The sequence below is a fragment of the Pseudomonas sp. NPDC008258 genome (genome assembly GCF_042956345.1).
Classification (GTDB): domain Bacteria; phylum Pseudomonadota; class Gammaproteobacteria; order Pseudomonadales; family Pseudomonadaceae; genus Aquipseudomonas.
In genome coordinates, this window is record NZ_JBIBGE010000036.1 from 44,935 (window position 1) to 65,316 (window position 20,382).

A 20,382-nucleotide genomic window follows, 5' to 3' on the forward strand; every position below is an offset into this window, starting at 1 on the left:
AAGTGTGGGTGGCAGTTGTGTTTTTGGTTTTAAGAAGCGAAGACGTAAGGCAAACGAGAATCACGCGCTATCACGTCGTTAGGCGACGGCATGAGGCATGGCTCAGTCCTGATAGCCCCTGATCACGTCGTCTGCGATCAGGGCCAGTGATGTCGGGCTGGCGGCCGTGACGTACCAGGCCTGCGGGTCGACGAACACCACGCGGCCATGCTTCCAGGCGTTGGTCTGGCGTAGCAGCGGGTTGTCGAGTGTGGCTACGGTCATCAGCGGGCGGTGCTCCATCACGGCAGTGCGGTCCACCACGTAGAGGATGTCGGGGTTGGCCTGCTGGATGAACTCGCTGGAGATCGGCTGGCCATGCAGGCCGGTGTCCAGCGTGGTGGTGGCCGGTTTCACGCCCAGGTCATTGAAGATGAAGCCGTAGCGCGACTGCACACCGAAGGCGCTGAAGGCGCCGTTGTTGTGCAGCACCACCAGCGCCCGTTCCGGGCGGTCGCGGGTGACATTGCGCGCCTGGGCCAGCTTGGCTTCCAGTTCGTCAACCTTGCGCCGGGCCAGGTCCTGCTTGCCGAATACGTCGCCAAGGCTGGTCAGGTGCTGTTTGACCACCGCGACATGCCCGGCCTCGCTGTCGCGGTAATCCACATCAAAGTGCAGGGTCGGCGCCATTTCGCTCAGTTCGCCATAGTGGCTGGCCTGCAGCGAGGTGATCAGGATCAGGTCGGGGCGGGCAGCGTGTACCCGCTCAAGGTTCGGCTGCACGATCGAGCCGACATCTGCGGTTTGCGCGGCGTCTTTGTAACGCGCCAGGAACTGCGGCACGAAGTCCTTGGGCATACCGGCCACGGCCACGCCCAGCTGGTCGAGGAAGTCCACTTCGTTCATGTCCAGGGCCACCGTGCGCTGTGGCAGCTGGCTGATCACGGTGGTGCCCAGCTTGTGCTGCACGGTAACCGGCAGGTAGTCGCCCTGGTGCGTGGCGTTCACGGTTGCCGTTGTGGCCGTCGTGGGTTCGTTGCAGCCGTGCAGGGCCAGGGTGGCGCCAAGCAATAGCGCCAGCGGCCAGCTGGTGGGGTAGTTGCGGTTCATCATTGTGCTCCGGGTGGGTTGAAGTAGTTGCACAGGCGGCCGCGCGCGCCGTGGGTGATTTCGAACTCCAGCCCGTATAGCGCGTGCAGCTGTTGTTCAGTCACCACCTGCTCGACGCTGCCGCTGCAATGCACCCGGCCGTTGTGCATGGCGACGATATGGTCGGAGTAGGCGGCGGCGAAGTTGATGTCGTGCACCACCAGGATCACCGTGCGGCCGAACTCGTCACACAGGCGGCGCAAGGCGCGCATGATCTGCACGGCATGGCCCATGTCCAGGTTGTTCAGTGGCTCATCGAGCAGCAGGTAGTCGGTCTGCTGGGCAATGGTCATTGCCAGGAATGCCATTTGCCGTTGGCCGCCGCTGAGCTCATCGAGGTAAGCCTTGCGCAGTGGCTCAAGGGATAGAAAGGCGATGGCCTGGTCGATGGCCTGGCGGTCTTCACCCGTAAGTGCGCCGCGGCTGTACGGGAAGCGGCCGAACGCGACCAGTTCGTCGACGGTCAGGCGCAGATTGAAGTCGACCGACTGGCGCAGGGTGGCGACGCGCCGGGCGTAGTCGCCGATGGCGATGCTGTTGATGCTTTTCCCGTCCAGCTGGATGTCGCCGCTGCTCGGTTCCAGCAAGCGGGCAAGCATCATCAGCAAGGTGGTTTTACCCGCGCCGTTGGGGCCGATCAGCGAGGTCAGCTGCTGGCGCGGGAAGCGGGTGCTCACTCCGCTCAATACGGCCTTGCTGCCGTAGCGTTTGTGCAGGTCATGGACAGCTATCATGCGGCTCCCCGGTTTCGCACCATCAGGGCGAGGAAGTAGGTGCCACACACCAGGTTCACGAGGATGCCGACGGTGGTCCTGTAGTTGAAGACATGCTCGACCAGCAGCTGGGCGGCAATGAACACGGCAATGGCCACCGCGCTGCCAAGGGCCAGTGTGACCTGGTGGCGGAAGGTGCCGGCCACGGCGTAGGTGATGTTGGCGACGAACACGCCCATGAATGTCGTGGGCCCCAGCAGGCTGGTCGAAACAGCCACCAGCGCCGCGATCACTGCCAGCAGCAGGCGCACCTTGCGCCCGTAGTCCACGCCCAGGGAAATCGCCTGGTCGCGCCCTAGCGCCAGTACATCCAGCACCGGCACCGCTCGCGCCAGCAGCAGGCACAAGCCCGCCACCAGCACAGCCGAATACAGCAGCAATTGCGGCGGTGCCCGGTTGAACGAAGCCTGGGTGTAGCCCAGCAGCATCGAGAATTCGCCAGGGCTGACTTTCAGCTGGACGAACTGGGTGAAGGTGGCCATGACCATGGTCAGCACCAACCCGACCAGCAGCAGGAAGTAAACGTTGCTTTTGCCGTCGCGAAACAGCCAGCGGTGCAGGGCCCACGAGTAGCCGAGCATCAGCAGCACCGAGAGCAGGAAGTTGCCGCTACTGCCGAGCACCAGCAGCCCCTGAACCCCCATTGCCAGTACCAGCAACGCCTGCAGCAGCAGGTACACCGCCTCGTAGCCCATGATCGACGGGGTCAGGATGCGGTTGCCGGAAAGGGTCTGGAAGGCGATGGCAGAACAGGCCACGCACACGCCGCCGATGACCATGGCGGCCAGGCGTGCGAGGCGCTTGGGGATCACGTAGGCGAAATCGGGCCCGGCGTTGGCAAATACGAATACCAGGGCCAGCACGACCACTGCCAACCCCACGCAGTAACGGCCCCTCATCGCTGCCTCCAGATAATCAGCCCAAGGAAGATCAGCCCACCCAGGCCGCCCGCCGTCAGGCCGATGGGCACTTCGAACGGGTAGATCAGCAGCCGCCCGAGCAGGTCGCAGACCAGCAGCAAGGTAGCGCCGCCCAGTGCCACCAGCGGCAGCGTGCGGCGCAGGTTGTCGCCAAAACGCATGGCTACCAGGTTGGGCACCACCAGGCCGACGAAGGGGATGGCGCCGACGGCGATTACGCTGGCCGACACCGTCACCGCCACCAGCAGCAGGCCCAGGGTGATGTTGGCGGTGTAGTTCAGGCCCAGGCTGGTGGCCATGCCTTCGCCCATCCCCAGCACGGTGAAGCGTTGTGCATACAGGTAGGTGACCAGCACGATCGGCACGATCAGGTAGAGGATTTCGTAGCGGCCCTGAACCACCTTGGAGAAATCACCCAGCAACCAGCCCTGCATGCTTTGCAGCAGGTTGAAGCGGTAGGCGTAGAACTCGGCCAGCGCACTCAGCACACCGCCGTACATCAGGCCGATTACCGGAACAAGCACGGCGTTGCGGGCGCGGATGCGGCGGATGATGGCGACGAACAACAGGCTGGCCGCAAAGCACACGGCCAAGGCGAACAGCATGCGCAGCAACGCCCCGGCTGCTGGCGCCAGGCCCAGTGACAGCAGGATGCCCAGGCGTGCGGCGTCCAGCCCACCGGTGGTGCCCGGCTCGACGAAACGGTTGCGCACGATCTGCTGCAGGATTACCCCGCACACCGCCAGGCCCACACCGACCAGCATCAACGCCGCCAGGCGTGGCAGGCGGCTGGCGGTCAGGGTCAGCCAGGCATCACCGTGCAGGGTAAACAGCTGGGTCCAGGCCAGCTCACGGGCACCTACCGCCAGTGAGGCGACGCACAACAGCAGGAACAATGCCAGCCAGGTTACGCGCATCAGTCATGGCCTACATGCGGTGCGGCGATGCGCCAGCCGCTGGCGGCGTGGCGCTGCTCGAGAAAGCGCGCATAACGGCCGCCACGGGCGCGCAGTGCTGCCGGCGCGCCTTGCTCGACAACCTGGCCCGCTTCCAGCACCACGATATGATCGGCCATGGCGACGGTGCTGAGCTGGTGTGCGATGACCACCAGCGTGCAGCGCCCACGCAAGCTGTGCAGGGCCTGAGCAATCAGGGCCTGGTTCTCGGCATCGAGGGCTGCGGTGGCTTCGTCTACCAGCAGCACGGGCGTTTGCCTGATAAACGCGCGGGCGATGGTCACACGCTGGCGCTCGCCGCCAGACAACCGTGCACCCCCTTCACCTACGGGCGTATCAAGGCCGCCAGGCAGGCGCTCGATGATGCTCGCCAGCCCGGCCATGTGCGCCGCCTGCAACACCTCGGCGTCGCTGGCGTCGGGTTTGCCGATGCGGATGTTGTCGGCAATGCTGCCCTGGAACAGCCAGGTATCCTGCAGCACCTGGCTGACGGTGGCGGTGAGGCTGGCGCGGGCCATGTTCCGAACGTCCACGCCGCCAATCTGCACGCTGCCCTGGGTGGTGTCGAAGAACCGCGCTATCAGGCGCAGCAGCGACGTCTTGCCCGAGCCCGATGGGCCGATGATCGCAGTCATGCTGCCCGCCGGGATATGCAGGTTCACGTCATGCAAGACCTCCGGGCCTTCGGCGCTGTAGCGCAGGCTCACCCCTTGCAGGTCGATAGCGCCATCCAGCGGCTGCTGGATCGTGGCGGGCTCCGGCAATGGCCTGGCTGCCAGGATGCGTTCGATCTCCTTGAGTTGGCCATGCGCCCCACGCAGGATCTCGACATGGCTGGCGACGTCCTGCAGCGGGTCGATGAAACGGCACACCAGCGCCAACGCCACGATCACCGCCACAGCGTCCTGCGGCTGGCCACCGGTGTGGCTGGTGAACCACAGGCCGGCGGCTACCAGCAGCGTGGCGAATGTCATCTGCACGGCCCAGCTGTTCAGCAATGCCGACAACGAAGCCCGCACGATCAGGCCCGCGCCGCTGCTGTGCTGGCATTCCAGGCTTTGCTCCAGCAAGCGCGTTCCGCCCCCGGCACCATTGAAGGCGCGCAGCACTGACTGCGCCTGGGCAAATTCGACCATTCGCATGCTGGCTTCGGCGAAGTGCTGGTTAAAAGCCTGGTCGGCGCTGCGCCCCAGGCGGGCACTGAACAACAACACGGCTGCCAACGCCGGCAATGCCAGTAGAGCGATCAGCCCCAGCGGCGGGTGCAGGGTGAACAGCGCAAGCAGCAACACCAGTGGCGTGACGCTGCCACTGATCAAGGGTGTAAGCACATGGGCAGGCAACTGGGCCACGGCCATCGTGCCTTGGGTGATCACGTGGCCAAGCCGCGCCGTGTTCTGCGGGGTGAACCAGCCCAGCGGCAGCTGAGCCACGTGCGCGCCGATGTAATGGCGGCCACCTTGCAACACGGCCACGGCCAGGCTGATACCTGCCTGCTCCACGCGGCGTCGCCAGGCCCAGCACAGCACCAAGCCGGCTGCCAGTACGGCCAGCCAGGCGCTGGCAGCACGTACTTCGTTGTTCAGCAGGTGCAGCATGATCGGCGCCAGAGCACTGATGGTCAGGCCACTGAACACCCCATACAACACGGTCATCAGCCAATAGCGGCGCCATGCCGGGGCGCTGTCGCCCAGCAGTCGAATGAAAGTTTTCAGCATGCTGGCAGCGCCTTGTCCATGGTGTTCTGATAGCGGCCCTGTTCCCACAGCCGGGCATACAGGCCTTGGCGCGCGAGCAATCCGGCGTGTCGGCCTTGTTCGCAGAGGGCGCCCTGGTCGATCACCAGGATCTGGTCGGCGTTCATCACGGTGTCCAGCCGGTGGGCGATGACCAGCAGGGTGCGACCCTTTGCAAAGCGCGACAGGGCATCCTGGATCGCCGACTCGCTTTCGGCGTCGGCGGCTGCGGTGGCCTCGTCCAGTATCAGCACAGGCGGGTCGAGTAGCACGGCGCGGGCGATGCTGAGGCGTTGCTGTTCGCCTCCTGACAATTGCGCGTCTTCCCCTATCACCGAGTCATAGCCACGCGGCAGCTGCAGGATGCGTGCATGAATGTTGGCCAGGCGCGCCGCCGTTTCGATCTGCTCGCGGGTTGCAGCCGGTTGGCCCAGGGCGATGTTTTCGGCCACGCTGGCATGGATCAGCCGTACGTCTTGCAGTACGAAACCGATGCGCCGGTACAGCTCGCGGCTCTCGACTTGCCGCAGGTCGACACCGCCCAAGGTGATGCGCCCGGCATCGGGGTCGAAGAAGCGCAGAAGCAGGCGCGCCAAGGTCGACTTGCCGGCGCCGGAGGGGCCGACGATGGCGGTGGTGGTACCGGGGGCCAGGTTGAAGCTGACGTCGTTCAGCACAGGGGTGCCAGGCACGTAGGCATGGCTCACCCGTTCCACGCGTATTTCGCTGCCGTTGGGCAGGCTGCCAGCAGCAGGAGCCGGCAGCACCGGCGTGTCCAGCAGGGCCTGCACACGCTGGGCTGCTGCCACTGCGTTGTTCAGGTCATGGGTGATGTAGTGCAACAACTGCAACGGTGCGCACAGCCCCGGCGTGACCAGGGCGAAGGGCAGGATCTGAAGCGGCTCGATCCGGCCCAGGGCCACGAACAGCATGCCGGCCAGCAGCACCACGCCCAGTACTGTCACAGGCGCTATCAAGGCATTGGCCCGGGCCATCGCCGTAACCAGTGGGCGGGTGAAGCCGGTGAAGGTGTCGGCGAAGGCATCGACCGCCGCACGGTAGCGGTCCTGGGCATTGCCGTGGTCGCCGAACGCTTTGACCAGCGGCATGCCATTGATGAACTCGACCACAGCATTGTCGATGCGTGCCATACCCGTGACCACGTCACCCATATGCGCTGCGCTGGCCTTGATGGCCCGGTGCAGAAACAGGAAGAACGCAGGGAAGGGCAGCAGCACGACCAGTGCCAGGCACCAGTCCGTGGCGAACAGGTAGGCCACCGACACTGCCACGGCGCCGACGGCGCGGCCCAAGGTAGTGAAAAAGTGCGCGGTCAGGCTATGCAAGGTGCCGATGTCGTCCTGCATGGCACGTTTCACCTCGCTCGACGCTCGTTCGCTGAACCAGCCGAGCGGCACTTGCATCAGGCGCTGGCCAATGGCAACGCGCAAGTGATGGGTAATGTGGTTGTCGGCCTGGTGCGCCAACAGCTCGGCGGCGGTTATCAAGGTCATCCCTGTGAACAGGCTGGCGACGCTGGCCGCGATGGCCCAGCCAATGGCGCCCGATGAGCCAGATTCGCTCAGGGCCAGTTGTGCGATGTGCGCAACGCCTGCCAGAGGGACCAGGGCCAGCATCGCTCCCGCTGCGGACAACAATGCCGCCAGGGCCAGCCGCCCGCGAATGGGATAGAGCACACGGCGCAGAGGGCTACGCACCTTGCCGCCGACAGGGGCGGCGTCGAGGGGGGAGGATGAGTCAGACATGAAACGGGCCTGGGAAGCTGAAAACGAATTAGTTGCATGACTATAAACTAATTTGCGAAATCCCGACAAGACAGCTACAAGACTGTCTTCAAGAAGCCCGGAGGACCCGATGCAACCACCTGAACGTACGTCTGGACGCGGTCGCCCGCGCACCATTACCCGTGAACGCATTGCTGACGTCAGCATCGCCATTGGCTTGCCTGGCCTCACTTTCGTAGGCGTGGCAGCTGCGTTGGGGGTGAGTCACATGGCGTTGTACAAGCACGTGGCGAACATTGAGGCACTCAAGTGCCTGGTGGCCGAGGAGATCTTCCAGCGTTGGCAGATCCCCAGGGCGCAGGGCGACAGTGCAGAAGGCTTGCAGGCCTACCTGATGCGCTTTGCAACGTCGGTGCAGGCGTTCGTCAAGGCTCACCCAGGGCTGACGCCCTATGTGATCCGCAGGCTGGCGGCAACCGAGGCGATGATCGACAAGATCAACGACCACCAGGCGCACATCGCCCAGGCATACGGCCTGAGCCTGGAGCAGGCGCGCTGGTTGCTGTCCACGGTGGCGTTCCATGGTTTTGCGGTGGCCGATACGGTGTACACCGTGTCGGGGCGTGAGCCGCTGCTGGATGCCGACCGGGCAGGGGAGGAGTCGGAAATGGAGGTGGAGTTGAATGAAGGGATGCAGGCGTTGATTGTTGGCGTGCTGGTGATGTTGGAACAACGGGCTCGCAGGTGATCAGGCTCTGGGCCGCTTTGCGGCCCTTCGCGGGCAAGCCCGCTCCCACAGGTTAAAGGTGAGCCCGAAGCCAGTGCAGTACCTGTGGGAGCGGGCTTGCCCGCGAAGAGGCCCTGACAAGCGCTGAAATTGTTACCTGGATTTCTTCGTTCGTCCCGGCAAAACTCCCAGCCGCACTCTACACTCCTGCCAGGACGGGCCAGGGCTAATTGCCACCATTGGGCCTGTCACGCTGCCTGCGAATGGCTTCGGCCCGCATGATCGTCCTGGCTGCTCCCTCAATTTGCATCACATGGAGTACCTGGAATGGGCTGCGTGTCGACGGGTCGTGTTGCTGACAAAGCCAGGCGTGGCATGTCGCTGCAATGGCTGGTGGCGCTGGCCATTGTGCTGGGCATGCTGTTGCTCGGTGCTGCGCTGGCCTGGCAGGGTTACCACGGTATCCGCCAGACCTTGGTCGCCGCCGCCGCAGATGCCGCCCAGCAGGTCGGCAAGACCATCGACGAACGCGCCCGGCGCCTGATAGACCCCGTACAGAGCAGCATCCCCCTGCTGGCTCACAACCCTGCTGCGCACACCCAGGCACAGCGCCTGGAACGGTTGCCGCAACTGGTCGAGACACTGGACGCCAACCGCATGCTCAGCGCCGCCTACATGGGCTACGCCAACGGCGATTTCCTGTTGGTCCGCCGGTTGCGTGACCCGCAGCTGATGCAACGTTTTGCAGCACCACCGGGTACGGCATTCCTGGTGCAGAGCGTCAACCGGGATGAGGACGGGCGGGTGCAGGGTGAATGGCGCTACTACGACCGGGCGCTGAACCTGTTGCACACCCAGGCCAAACCCGAATACCGCTACGATCCGCGCACCCGCGCATGGTTCGCCGAAGCCAGCGCGCAACCCACCACGGTGCTGACCCCGCCCTATGTGTTTTTCACCACTCGCGAAATTGGCCTGACCCTGGCCCAGCGCAGCGTCGACGGCGGGGCAGTGATTGGCATGGACGTTTCAGTGAATGACCTGGCCAGCGAAACCCAGGGCCTGCGTATCACGCCCGGTACTGAAATTGCCGTGCTGGACGAGCAGGGCAACGTTGTGGCCTACCCGGACTTGCAGCGGGTAATCGTGCACGAACGCCAAGGCGTGCGCCTGTCGCGCATCGACGAGCTCGGTGTGGCAAGCCTGCAGCACCTGTACGCTGACCCGCCACAAGGCCCCCAGTCACAGCCCTATCAGGTGGACGGCCAGACCTGGTACGGCATGCGCATCCCGCTGACTACGCTCGCCGGGCAGGACCTGCAAGTGCTGATGGCCGTGCCGGGCCACGAGCTGCTGGCCGGTGCGCGCCAGGTGTTGTTCGAACAGTTGCTCTGGACTGCTGTGCTGATGGCGGTGCTGCTGGTGCTCGGGGGCGTGCTCGGCCGGCGCATCGGTCGCCCGCTGAAGCAGCTGGCCGAGCAGGTGCAAGGTCTGGCCGGCTTCGATTTCAGCCGCGAAGTCGGGGTAAAGTCGAGGGTGTCTGAAGTGCGCGAGCTGAGCCAGGTGCTTGGCCGGATGTCTGGCACCATCCAGGGCTTCCAGGCCATCACCCTGGCGCTTAGCCGCGAGCGCGACCTGGATCGCATGCTTGATGGTGTACTGACTCATCTGGTGCACGCTGCCGGGGTCGAGGCCGGCGTGGTGTACCTGTTTGACGCCGACCACGGGTTGCTGCGCCTGGCAGCCTCGTGCTGCGGCGAGCAATACCCCGCCGAGTTGGCGGTGGACGAAGGGCCCCGCCACACGCTGGCTGCGCAAGTTACCCAGGCCTTGGGCCTGCACGAGCGCAGCTTGGCCGTGGTGTTGAATGACCGCAGCCAGGCGCTGCTGGGCATTCTGCTGTTGCAACTGGATGAGGCGCAGGCGCGCGACCAGCTTGGCCAGCCGTTCCAGCGGTTTGTCCAGGAGCTATCGGGTGTGGCGGCGGTGGCCATCGAAACGCGCCAGTTGGCCGAAGCCCAGCAACGCCTGATGGACGCCATGATCAAGCTGCTGGCCGATGCCATCGATGCCAAAAGCCCCTATACCGGCGGCCACTGCGAGCGGGTGCCGCAACTGGCGCAGATGCTGCTGGACCAGGTGGCGGCCGCTGACAGCGGCCCGTATGCCAGCTTCAGCATGACCGAGGCCGAGCGCTACGAATTCCGCGTGGCGGCCTGGTTGCACGACTGTGGAAAGATCACCAGCCCCGAGTACGTGGTGGACAAGGCGACCAAGCTGGAAACCCTCTACAACCGCATCCACGAAGTACGCATGCGTTTTGAAGTGCTGTGGCGCGATGCCGAGCTGGCGTACTGGCAAGGCCTGGCCAGCGGTGGCGACCCGCAGGTGCTGCAAGCCGCCCTGGCCCGCAGCCAAGCCGAGCTGCACGAAGACTTCGCCCTCGTCGCCCAGGCCAATATTGGCGGCGAGTTCATGCAGGACGCCGATATCGAGCGCCTGCAGCAAATCGGCCAGCGCCGCTGGCAGCGTCACTTCGACAACCGCCTGGGCATTTCCCGCGACGAGGCCGAGCGCTTCGCCGGTGCCCTGCAACCGGCACTGCCTGTAGAGGAGCCCCTGCTGGCCGACCGTGCCGAGCACCGTGTGCCCTGGGGCGAGCGCAAGCCACCGGTGGTCAAGGGCGACCCGCGCAACCACTGGGGGTTCGACATGCGCCTGCCGCCGTATGCCAGCAACCACGGCGAGCTGTACAACCTGTCGATCCGGCGCGGTACGCTGAATGACGAGGAACGCTTCAAGATCAACGAACACATCGTGCAGACCATCATCCTGCTCAGCGCGTTGCCATTCCCTCGCCAGCTCAAGCGGGTGCCGGACATTGCCGGCAACCACCACGAAAAACTGGATGGCAGCGGCTATCCACGCCGGCTGGGTGAGCAAGACCTGGGTATTGCCGAGCGGGTCATGGCCATTGCCGACATCTTCGAGGCGCTGACGGCGGCCGACCGGCCGTACAAACCGCCCAAGACGTTATCCGAGTCGGTCAGGATCATGGTGTTCATGGCCCGCGACCGGCACATCGACGGGCAGCTGCTGCAACTGTTCCTGAGCAGCGGGGTGTACCGCCAGTATGCCGAGCGCTTCCTGCGCGCCGAGCAGATCGATGAAGTGGATGTGCCGTACTGGTTGGCGCAGATCAATCAAATTACTTAAAAAATCGGATGTAGCCCCTTCTTTGCGGGCTTTGCTTGAGTCGGCGTTAGGGCTGGGCCTTTCGCGGGCTTGCCCGCTCCCACAGGATCACCACAGGTTCATGGTTTGCAGAGTTCCTGTGGGAGCGGGCGCGCCCGCGAAGAGGCCCGTCCAGGCAGCCGAAAAACTTCAGGGGATACATCGCGGCGCTCACTCATATCCCCGCACGCCGGCAATATGCCGCCCGGCCACATAGCCAAAGGTCAGCGCCGGCCCCAGGTTGATGCCACCCGACGGGTACCAGCCACCGAAAACACTGGCCATGTCGGTACCCGCCGCATACAGCCCGGCAATCGGCTGCCCGGCCTCATCCAGCACGCGGGCACTGCCATCGGTACGCAGCCCGGCAAAGGTGCCAAAGCAGCCGGGCTTTACCTTCACCGCATAGAACGGCCCGTGCTCGATGGGTGCTACACAAGGGTTCGGCCCCTTGTGCTGTGGGTCACCCTGCTTGCGGTTGAACGGCGTGGAGCCACGGCCAAACGCCGGGTCCTGCCCTTTGCGGGCATGGGCGTTGAACGCGTCGACCGTGGCTCGCAACCCGGAGGGGTCGATGCCGCAGGCCTGGGCGAGCTGTTCGAGCGTGGCGCCGCGCTTGAGGTAGCCGCTGCGTACATGTGGCCACACCGGCAGCGGCGCGGGGCGGGCATGGCCCAGGCCGTAGCGGCGCAGGAAGCGATGGTCGCAGACCAGCCACGAGCACACGTCCTCACCCTGCGGCACTGCCGCGACCATGGCCGATACATAGTCGTAATAGCCGTGCGCTTCGTTGACGAAACGCTTGCCGTTGGCCAGCACGCCAATGATGCCCGGCTTGCCACGCTCGATGATGTGCGGAAAGTGGCCGATGCTGCCATCGCGGTGCGGCACCTGCGAAACCGGGGCCCAGGCCACTGGCGACTTCAGGTCGGTGGCCACCACGCCGCCGGCCGATTCGCCCAGGCGCAGCCCGTCACCTGAACAACCTTGCGGTGGCAGGGCCAGGTTGTCTTTGCCGCTGGCATCGCGCGGGAACAGTTGCCGACGCCGGGCACTGTCGTTGGGGAAGCCACCTGCCGCCAGTACCACGGCCTTTGCCCGAATCATGTGTTCGCCCTGCGGCGTTGCGACCAAGGCGCCCCGTACCTGGCCATCTTCTACCAGCAGGCGTTTGGCTGGCGCGGATTCTTGCAGGTGCACGCCAAGCGCTTGTGCCGACTTGGCCAGGCGTGCCACCAGCGCCACACCATTGACCAGATGCATCGCCCGCCCGTGCCGGGCCAGGTGATACAGGTGGCGGCCAAAGCGCTTGCAGACATGCAGCAAAGCCCTGGGCGAGCGGGTCATGTTGAGGAACGCGGCAAGGTCTGCGCCCGCCATGATCGGCATGCCCATGAACGAGGTTTCGCGCATGGTTTTGCGCAAACGTGGTAGCAAGGCGCCCACCTCGCGGGCATCATAAGGCGCGGCGATCACTTGGTGGCCCCCCTGGGCGGCGCCCGGTGTGTCCCCATGCATGTCAGGAATCCCGTTACCGTCGGCAAATTGCAGGGCTGTGTGCTTCTCGAAGAACGCCACCATATGTGGGCACGCCTCAAGGAATGCATCGACACGCTCAGCGTTGTAATACGCGCCCAATTCATTGCGCAGGTAAGTGCGCGGCTGTTCGATGTCCTCCTCGATGCCGGCGCGCCGTGCCAGCGGGTTGCGCGGCACCCAGGCCCAGCCACCGGACCAGGCGGTGGCGCCGCCAAACACCGGCTCCTTCTCGACCACGATCACCTTCTGCCCATGCCAGGCAGCTGTCACCGCCGCGGCCAGCCCGGCGGCGCCGGAGCCTATGACCAGTACATCGCATTCGGTATCGAAAGGCGCAGAAGGCATCGCTGTATTCCTGTATTGTTATTGGAACAAGGTTCCATATTCTCATCGTCAACGGTTCTACCCGCAAGCGTGGGGGGCCTGTGCATGGCAAGTATTGGGCGATAACCGGACATTTCAGTGGTCGCTGGCTGCGGTACCTATCGCCGGTGTGGAATCATCTTCTAGAATTCGCAAAAAAATCAGGGACCTGTAGTCATGGCTGGTAGTCAGATCGAACGCGCCTTCAGTCTTGTAGAAAGCCTTACCGGCGAACCGCAGGGGTTGCCGTTGCAAACTCTGGCCGAGCGCCTGGACATCCCCAAAAGCGCTGCCCACCGCATGCTCACCGAGTTGGTGCGGTTGGGCTACGTGCGGCAGAACCGCGACAATAGCCGCTACCAGTTGTCTTCCAAGCTGGTGGCCCTGGGGTTTCGCTACCTGTCGAGCAATGGTGCCGACATCATCCAGCCGATCCTCGACCGCCTGGCCCAGGACAGCGGTGAGCTGGTACGCCTCGGCGTGATCGACGGTGCCCGCCAGACCTGGATCGCCAAATCCCAGGGCGCCCGCTCCGGGCTGCGTTACGACCCGGACATGGGCCGCGACGCACCGCTGTTCTACACCGCCTCCGGGCATGCCTGGCTGGCCAGCCTGGACGATGAGCAGGCGCTACAGATGGTATTGCGCCAAGGCATTGCCGACCCCGCGCAGTTCGGCCCGAACGCACCGCGCTCAACAGACGAACTGCTCGCTTACCTGCACCGTGCCCGCGAGCGTGGTTATGCCTGGGTTGAGGAAACCTCGGCCATTGGTACCTCGGCGCTGGCTGCCGTGGTGCGACGCCCATTCACCGAGGAAGTGATCGGCGTGTTGAGCATCGCCGGGCCCAGTGCCCGCATGACGCAAAGCCGCCTGGCAGAGCTGGCGCCGCTGTTGCTGGCTGCGGCGCAAGAGCTGTCGGCGGCCAGCCGGGCAAGCGAATTGTTTGCCTGACGGCACTTTTCCGGTCGATTACCGCACAGTCTGTTCTGCCGGTTCTTCTGAAAAGCGGAACTTGGTTCTAAATTGTCTGGAGTGGATTGTGGAACTTGATTTCAGAATCCATAAAACAACAATGACAAGAGGACAGGCTGTTGAACGCACCCCTTCGTATTGCCTTGATCGGCGCCGGCATCATGGGCCGCCAGCACTACCAACACTTGCGCAATGTGCCGCAAGCCCAGCTGTGTGCGGTGGCCGACCCTGGCCCGCAGGCTGAGGCCTTTGCTGCCGAATGTGGCGTACCCTGTTTTGCCGACCACCGGCAAATGCTGGAGCACGCACGCCCCGAAGCCGTAATCGTTGCCAACCCGAACAACCTGCATGTGGCTTGCGCCCTGGATTGCGTCGAGGCCGGTGTGCCGGTGTTGGTCGAGAAGCCGGTGGGCGTGCACCTGGATGAGGTGCGCGCGTTGGTAGATGCATCGCGCCGCCATGGCGTACCTGTACTGGTAGGGCACCACCGGCGGCACAATCCGCTGATCGTCAAGGCGCACCAGGCGATCGCCGACGGCAAGCTGGGCCGGCTGATCAATGTCACCGCGCTGTGGCAACTGCAAAAACCCGACAGCTACTTCGAAACGGCTTGGCGTCGTGAGCCGGGCGCCGGCTTCTTGCTGACCAACCTGATCCACGACCTCGATCTGCTGCGCCACCTGTGTGGCGAGGTGGTGCAGGTGCAGGCGTTCACCCGTAACGACGTGCGCGGCTTTGCCAACGAAGACAGCGCGGCGGTGCTGCTGCAGTTTGCCAACGGCGCGTTGGGCAGCCTGACCGGTTCCGACGCCGTGGCTGCGCCGTGGAGCTGGGAGCTGGACTCTGGCGAAAGCCCGATCTATCCGCGCCAGGAGGGCCAGCCATGCTACCTGCTGGCTGGCACCCAGGGTGCGCTGAGCATTCCCCAGCTCAAGCGCTGGCACTACGCCGAGACAGGCTCGGGATGGCATACGCCGCTGCTGCAAAGCGAAGAAAGCATCCCGGCGGGTGAGGCACTGACCCTGCAATTGCAGCATTTTGTGCGGGTTGCGAGGGGTGAGCAGGCACCACTGATCGATGCTGCCGACGGTGGCCGCACCCTGGCGCTGATCGAAGCAATCCGCCAGGCAGCGGAAACGGGCCGTGCCTGCACCCCCGAAAGCATTGCCTGATGCAACCTACTTTTCCTGGTGACGATAAATGACTGATCGAATTTTCTCCCTCGCGGCCCTCACGGTGCTCGAACTGTCCCCGCCGGACATGGTCGAGGCGGCTGCCCGCGCCGGCTACAGCCACGTAGGCCTTCGCTTGGTACCGGCTACCGAGCAGGAGTTGCACTTCCCGCTGGTGGCCGACGCCAACCTGCGTCAGCAGACCCAGGCGCGCCTGCGCGACACGGGTATCAAGGTGCTCGACCTGGAGATCCTGCGGCTGAAACCGGAAACCTGCGTAGCCGATTTCGAACCGATTCTGGCGACAGGTGCCGAGCTAGGGGGGACTGAGTTGCTGGTGGCAGGCAACGACCCGGATGAAGCCCGTCTGACCGAGCGCTTTGCCGCGTTGTGCGAACTGGCGGCGGGGTTCGGTATTCATCCGCACCTGGAGTTCATGCCCTGGACCGATGTGCGCAACCTCGACCAGGCCATGCGAGTGGTGGCCAACGCCAACCGCGCCAACGGCTGTGTGCTGGTGGATGCTTTCCACTTCAATCGCTCCAGGTCTTCTTTGGATGACCTACGGAAACTGGCGCCGCAGCGCATGCGCTATGCCCAGCTGTGCGACGTTGCCGGTCCGGTGCCGGCCGACATGGACGAGATCCTGCGCCAGGCTCGCAATGAGCGGCGTTTCCCTGGCGACGGCGAAGCCGACCTGGTTGCCTTGCTGCGCGCCTTGCCGGCAACCGTGCCGCTGAGCCTGGAAATTCCCACGCGGCAATTGCTGGAGCAGGGCATCAGCGGTGAACAGCGTGCGCGCATGGCGCTGGAGAAAGCCATGGCTGTGCTGGCCAGGGTCTGACCGGTTATCCGCACACTAAGAAATTCCATCCGAAAAAAAGGGCCCGCAAGGGCCCCGTAGAGGTAACTGGCTAGCGCACTTCAGGCGCTCTCGACCTTGCGCGGTGCCATGAAGTACATCCACACCAGAGCCAGGAAGTACATGGCCGGAATCATGGTGAACAACACGGCATAGTTGTTGTTCGTGGCGGTCAGCACGCTGCCGACGATCTGCGTCATGAACATCCCGCCGATCGCCGCGCACATGCTGCCGAAGCCGAACACCGTGCTGACCAGGTGCTTGGGCGTGTAGTCCATCACCAGGCTCCAGATGTTCGCCGTCCACGCCTGGTGCGCACCCACCGCCAGCGAAATGGCCGCCACCGCGACCCACAGGCCGCTGGCGTTGGCGGCAAACACGACGCTGACCATGGTGCAGGCGAAGATCAGCATCGACACCAGCCGCGCGGTGGTGGCGCGCACGCCACGGCCGATCAGCCAGGACGACAGGATGCCGCCACCGATGCTGCCGAAGTCTGCGGTCAGCCAGATGATGATCAGCGGGATGCCCATCTGGGTCACATTGATGCCCAGGCTGTACTGTTGGTTGAGAAACGGCGGCAGCCAGTACAGGTAGAACCAGAACACCGGCGCGGTAATCGCATAGGCCACCGCGAATGCCCAGGTACCGCGCAGGCGCAGGATACGGCTGAACGGCACGCGGGTCGGCTCGGGCTCGTCATCCTGCTGGATGTACTGCACCTCGCTCTGGCGCACGCTGGGGTGGTCTTCAGGGTTGTAGTATTTCAGCAGCCACAGCACCACCCACACCAGGCCCAGGCTGCCCATGGCGATGAATGCAGCCTGCCAGCCCCACACGGCGAGGATCAGCGGCAGCAGGGCCGGCGTGACCATGGCGCCGACGTTGGTGCCAGCATTGAACAGGCCGGTAGCGATGGCCCGCTCGCCTGCCGGGAACCACAACCGCACGGTCTTCACACAAGCCGGGTAGTTGGCGGCCTCGGTCAGGCCAAGGATGAAGCGGCAGACCATGAAACCGGCCGCAGAAGTGGCCAAACCGTGGGCGCCGGTAGCCAGGCTCCACAGCAGCACGGCAAAGAAGAAGGCGCGTTTTACCCCAACCTTGTCGATCAACCGGCCCTGAAGCAAAAAGCCGATCGCATAACCGACCTGGAACCAGAAGTTGATGTTGGCGTAGTCCATCGCCGTCCAGCTCATTTCCTTGGCCAGCACGGGTTGCATGATGCCGAGCGCGGCGCGGTCGATGTAGTTCAGGGTGGTGGCGAAGAACACCAGGGCAAGCATGCCCCAACGGGTCTTGCCGACGCCGAAGGCGCCGCGAAGCTTGTCGCCAATCGAACCCTGGGGCATCCGGGGTGCGGCGGGGGTGGTCTTGGTGTGGTTCATAAACTGCTCGTTTCTTGAAATTGTATTCAGCTGCGTTGCTACAGGTACGTGACCAAGTCCCAGGCAGGAGGGCACGCAAGGCCGGTGCATGGTGCGCAGTGAAGGCGGCAGCGTCAATTCGGAGCAGGGGCTATTGTTCGGTTACCGAACAGTAGCGGAGCAGGCTGCGGTAGGTGGCACGGGCGGTCGGGCTTGGCGGCAAAGTACGCCATTTTGTGTTCGCCGCTCTATGGCAGGGTTGTTCAAAGCACCTGCGGCGGCGTCAAGGCCAAAGGCTTGCCCAGGCTTCGACTTCAGGGCGGCCATACTGCTGAATCCACATTTGCAGGGTTTTGTGCCCGATGCTTCTGGCTTCGACTACCTCGAGCGTGTGGGGGTTTCTGTAGGATTTCATGGGGCGCCCGTGGCTGAAAGCATGCTGCCGTGGTCGTGGCAATGCGGGTTGGCAGAAGTCCAGTGGTTGGTCGGCCTTGCTGACTACCATTTTCATTATGTGCTCACGGCCGAACGGGTATTCGGCCAGCAAGGCTTGAAGTTTTTCTTCAAACGCAGAATCAAGTATGAACCTTGGGTCACTCTCGATCTGGGCCAGTCGGGATTTTTTTACGGCGATCAGCCTTTGGATTGCTCGAAACTCTTCAAGTCGGGACATGCCATTCTCCATCAGTTGATAGGGTAGTGTCAGGAGTGCCCGGCGGGAAAAGCAAGTGGAGAAATATTTTGAGATCTAATTAACTGATTTCGTTGTTGCAAGGTATTATTTTGTTGAGTACTTGGCTCCGTTTTGTCAGTAACTTCCTACACGTTAGTGCAGGTGCAGGAAGTTTTATTGATGGCGATGTCCTCCGAGTACGATACGTATCATTTGCGCTTCCTTTTGCCAGGTTTGACAGGTGCCTCTTCGAAGGCTTCAGGGGGCGGCGGTGCGGCCCTCACATTGAACAGGCGGCAGATGCCATACCAGCAGATCGCGACCGTAAGGTTGTACGGGAACAGCACTGCCCAGAAGGGCAGTTGCCAGTTTTTCTTGCCCTGCATTTCACCGGGCTCGCCGGTTCGCCAGGGGGCATAGTGGCGCCAGGCTTCTGCCGGGGTCAGGCAGATGGCGTGCAGCGGTTTGTGCCACCAGTTGGGTTCGCCGGGTGGGGGGAGCTTGGCTGGGCCGTGGGCCATGAAGTGGCGCAAGTATTCCCAGACTTCGGCAACGTGCCTGACACCGGACTCGGTGGGTTCGTTGCTGTCGACCCAGAGGCAGTCTTTTTGGTGGAGGCTGCCGTCGGCTCGGCGGGGGGCGAAGGCGAGGGCGTAGCTGGTGCTGAAGGATGAGCCCCCGTATTCGGTGCGTTTGAAAAGGCCACCGCCGGTGTTGCTCCACTCGAAGACGAATACTTTACTCAGGCGTTGGTAGTAAATCCTCTGAGTTGATCGGTTGAAGCATATGCTCGATAAGCGCTTTATGAAGTATATTCGGTAAATTAGGAACGGGAGGAAGGTGAAGGGCGAGAGTGCGAAGCTGGTCATTAAAATTGGGGTGGATTTAAAATACGTCATGAACTCCCCGTCGAATAGATAAGGGTAGAAGCCGATCATTGGTATGGTAATCATCGCGCAGTACAATTTCCCCATGAATACCGAGTCCGTGACCCATGGGTTTCTCAAGCATAAAAGATTGTCGGATAGATTTAATAGTTGCCCCCCGATTGCAGGTTTGTGTCCAGAGTCTAACGATGAATTGAATATCCAGATGGTTGCCATGATCAGCGCTCCAGACGAAATATTGATTGGGTCTCATTGCCTTCGTCCAGTCCTTGATTGGCGCTGTAAGACAAATGCAGTGAGACATGATCCTGATTGGCCAGTGTGTTCTCGAAATGCAGTACCAAACCAGCACCTACGATGTGGCTGGTCGGGGCTATTGGGAATATGTCCATTCCTTGGTCGTCACGCAGGGCGCTTAAACTTCCTGACCATTCGCTTATCCCAAGCACGAAGCCTGGCAGCAGCACCGTGAACTCAACGGTTGGTTGAGGCGTGGCGACTTCGTTATGTGTGATAGCTGTCCAGTTGGGCGGAGACCAGTGATTATTCTGATGCCATCGGCTATCGACATTCTTTATACCGAACAACAGAGCCTGTTCGGCGGACAGTAGTTTTGGTCCGTAATGCTCGGTGTGCCAGGCTTTGACCTCGGCTTGTAGCGAGGTGTAATCAGGGAGTTTTTTCTCATAGTCCAACGTGATGTCAGGACGTATTTCTCCATCATTGATGCGATTACCGAAGATGCTGCGTGCGGCCCACATCTCAATTGGGCTGTGAAGGTGCTCATGTGCCTTGGCGTGCAGATAAAGCCCCCCCGCCATGATGGCTACGCCTACCAATACGAGGGCAGCTGCGGCCCATCCGGCAAAGGGTACCAATGTTGTTGCGCCGGCAACCGCAAGTCCTGCCTCAAGGGCGACAGCAGAGCCGATAGCCGTAGTCACCCCTCCGGCTAATGTGTATCCGCCTGCAGTTGAACCCCCACTTTTGAGCTGACGCATTCCCTTTGATATGTCAGAAAATAGGCTGAATGCTATCGCCGGATAACCAGCCAAACGCGCAAACAGATTGCTACTCAAGAACTTGATGATTCCATTGCCAAAGGCCATACCCGGCGTGGTGGCACTCAATCGCAGCATCACGGCCTTCTGCGTTGCCCGCGTGCTAACCAGCGTTGCCGCCGCTGCACCGATCACCCCGAACACCGATGAAGCAAACCCCAAGGTGTATTCCGGTGCATTGCTCTTCTGCAGGCTGTTGTAGGCCGTCTTCAGCGAAATCACGTTGAACCACAGCATCCCCGCGTTCAAACCACCGCCACCGCC

The 20,382-nt window shown here is 63.0% G+C and carries 15 protein-coding genes and 1 pseudogene; 5 read left to right on the forward strand and 11 right to left on the reverse strand.

What is annotated here, in order from left to right:
• Positions 1 to 102: 102 nt before the first annotated feature.
• From ACFY9W_RS24215 to ACFY9W_RS24240, 6 genes are read right to left on the reverse strand one after another with little or no spacing between them, the layout of a single operon-like run.
• The gene (locus tag ACFY9W_RS24215; protein WP_391135771.1) at positions 103 to 1,089 is read right to left on the reverse strand and encodes an ABC transporter substrate-binding protein; all 987 of its coding nucleotides are present in this window, start codon (positions 1,087 to 1,089) and stop codon (positions 103 to 105) included.
• Complete coding sequence (locus ACFY9W_RS24220; protein WP_391135774.1) at positions 1,089 to 1,862, reverse strand: ATP-binding cassette domain-containing protein; 774 nt, start codon at positions 1,860 to 1,862, stop codon at positions 1,089 to 1,091. Before ACFY9W_RS24220 ends, ACFY9W_RS24215 begins: the two co-directional genes overlap by 1 nt.
• Positions 1,859 to 2,800, reverse strand: coding sequence for an iron chelate uptake ABC transporter family permease subunit (locus ACFY9W_RS24225; protein WP_391135776.1), 942 nt, complete (start codon positions 2,798 to 2,800; stop codon positions 1,859 to 1,861). Before ACFY9W_RS24225 ends, ACFY9W_RS24220 begins: the two co-directional genes overlap by 4 nt.
• Complete coding sequence (locus ACFY9W_RS24230) at positions 2,797 to 3,738, reverse strand: iron chelate uptake ABC transporter family permease subunit (protein WP_391135779.1); 942 nt, start codon at positions 3,736 to 3,738, stop codon at positions 2,797 to 2,799. Before ACFY9W_RS24230 ends, ACFY9W_RS24225 begins: the two co-directional genes overlap by 4 nt.
• Positions 3,738 to 5,495 carry an ATP-binding cassette domain-containing protein gene (locus ACFY9W_RS24235; RefSeq protein WP_391135781.1) on the reverse strand — a complete coding sequence of 586 codons (1,758 nt, stop codon included), beginning with the start codon at positions 5,493 to 5,495 and terminating at the stop codon, positions 3,738 to 3,740. Before ACFY9W_RS24235 ends, ACFY9W_RS24230 begins: the two co-directional genes overlap by 1 nt.
• Positions 5,489 to 7,279, reverse strand: coding sequence for an ATP-binding cassette domain-containing protein (locus ACFY9W_RS24240; RefSeq protein WP_391135784.1), 1,791 nt, complete (start codon positions 7,277 to 7,279; stop codon positions 5,489 to 5,491). Before ACFY9W_RS24240 ends, ACFY9W_RS24235 begins: the two co-directional genes overlap by 7 nt.
• Before the next feature lie 109 nt (positions 7,280 to 7,388).
• Here ACFY9W_RS24240 and ACFY9W_RS24245 point away from each other — a divergent pair, with 109 nt between their 5' ends.
• The gene (locus tag ACFY9W_RS24245) at positions 7,389 to 8,006 is read left to right on the forward strand and encodes a TetR/AcrR family transcriptional regulator (protein ID WP_391135787.1); all 618 of its coding nucleotides are present in this window, start codon (positions 7,389 to 7,391) and stop codon (positions 8,004 to 8,006) included.
• A 306-nt stretch (positions 8,007 to 8,312) separates the two neighbouring features.
• Positions 8,313 to 11,201 (forward strand): HD domain-containing phosphohydrolase, encoded by a 2,889-nt coding sequence (locus ACFY9W_RS24250; RefSeq protein WP_391135790.1) that lies wholly within the window; start codon positions 8,313 to 8,315, stop codon positions 11,199 to 11,201.
• 189 nt (positions 11,202 to 11,390) lie between these two features.
• Here ACFY9W_RS24250 and ACFY9W_RS24255 read toward each other — a convergent pair whose 3' ends face one another.
• On the reverse strand, positions 11,391 to 13,103 hold the full coding sequence (locus tag ACFY9W_RS24255; RefSeq protein ID WP_391135793.1) for an FAD-dependent oxidoreductase: 1,713 nt from the start codon (positions 13,101 to 13,103) through the stop codon (positions 11,391 to 11,393).
• 195 nt (positions 13,104 to 13,298) lie between these two features.
• On the opposite strand from ACFY9W_RS24255, the gene ACFY9W_RS24260 reads away from it, so the two are divergent.
• From ACFY9W_RS24260 to ACFY9W_RS24270, 3 genes are all read left to right on the forward strand, one after another.
• Positions 13,299 to 14,075 carry an IclR family transcriptional regulator C-terminal domain-containing protein gene (locus ACFY9W_RS24260; protein WP_391135796.1) on the forward strand — a complete coding sequence of 259 codons (777 nt, stop codon included), beginning with the start codon at positions 13,299 to 13,301 and terminating at the stop codon, positions 14,073 to 14,075.
• Between the two features lie 140 nt (positions 14,076 to 14,215).
• Positions 14,216 to 15,268 carry a Gfo/Idh/MocA family oxidoreductase gene (locus ACFY9W_RS24265; RefSeq protein WP_391135799.1) on the forward strand — a complete coding sequence of 351 codons (1,053 nt, stop codon included), beginning with the start codon at positions 14,216 to 14,218 and terminating at the stop codon, positions 15,266 to 15,268.
• A gap of 28 nt (positions 15,269 to 15,296) precedes the next feature.
• Positions 15,297 to 16,112: a TIM barrel protein gene (locus ACFY9W_RS24270; protein WP_391135801.1), complete on the forward strand. Its 816-nt coding sequence runs from the start codon at positions 15,297 to 15,299 to the stop codon at positions 16,110 to 16,112.
• Positions 16,113 to 16,192: 80 nt separating this feature from the next.
• Here the strand turns inward: ACFY9W_RS24270 and ACFY9W_RS24275 are convergent, their stop codons facing one another.
• The 4 genes and pseudogenes from ACFY9W_RS24275 to ACFY9W_RS24290 form a co-directional block, all read right to left on the reverse strand.
• Positions 16,193 to 17,482 (reverse strand): MFS transporter, encoded by a 1,290-nt coding sequence (locus ACFY9W_RS24275; RefSeq protein ID WP_391135815.1) that lies wholly within the window; start codon positions 17,480 to 17,482, stop codon positions 16,193 to 16,195.
• Between the two features lie 298 nt (positions 17,483 to 17,780).
• Positions 17,781 to 18,182 (reverse strand): histone-like nucleoid-structuring protein, MvaT/MvaU family, encoded by a 402-nt coding sequence (locus ACFY9W_RS24280; RefSeq protein ID WP_391135804.1) that lies wholly within the window; start codon positions 18,180 to 18,182, stop codon positions 17,781 to 17,783.
• Between the two features lie 197 nt (positions 18,183 to 18,379).
• Positions 18,380 to 19,273: a DUF6708 domain-containing protein gene (locus tag ACFY9W_RS24285; protein WP_391135807.1), complete on the reverse strand. Its 894-nt coding sequence runs from the start codon at positions 19,271 to 19,273 to the stop codon at positions 18,380 to 18,382.
• Between the two features lie 2 nt (positions 19,274 to 19,275).
• A pseudogene (locus ACFY9W_RS24290) lies at positions 19,276 to 20,382 on the reverse strand (hypothetical protein); the annotation flags it as partial.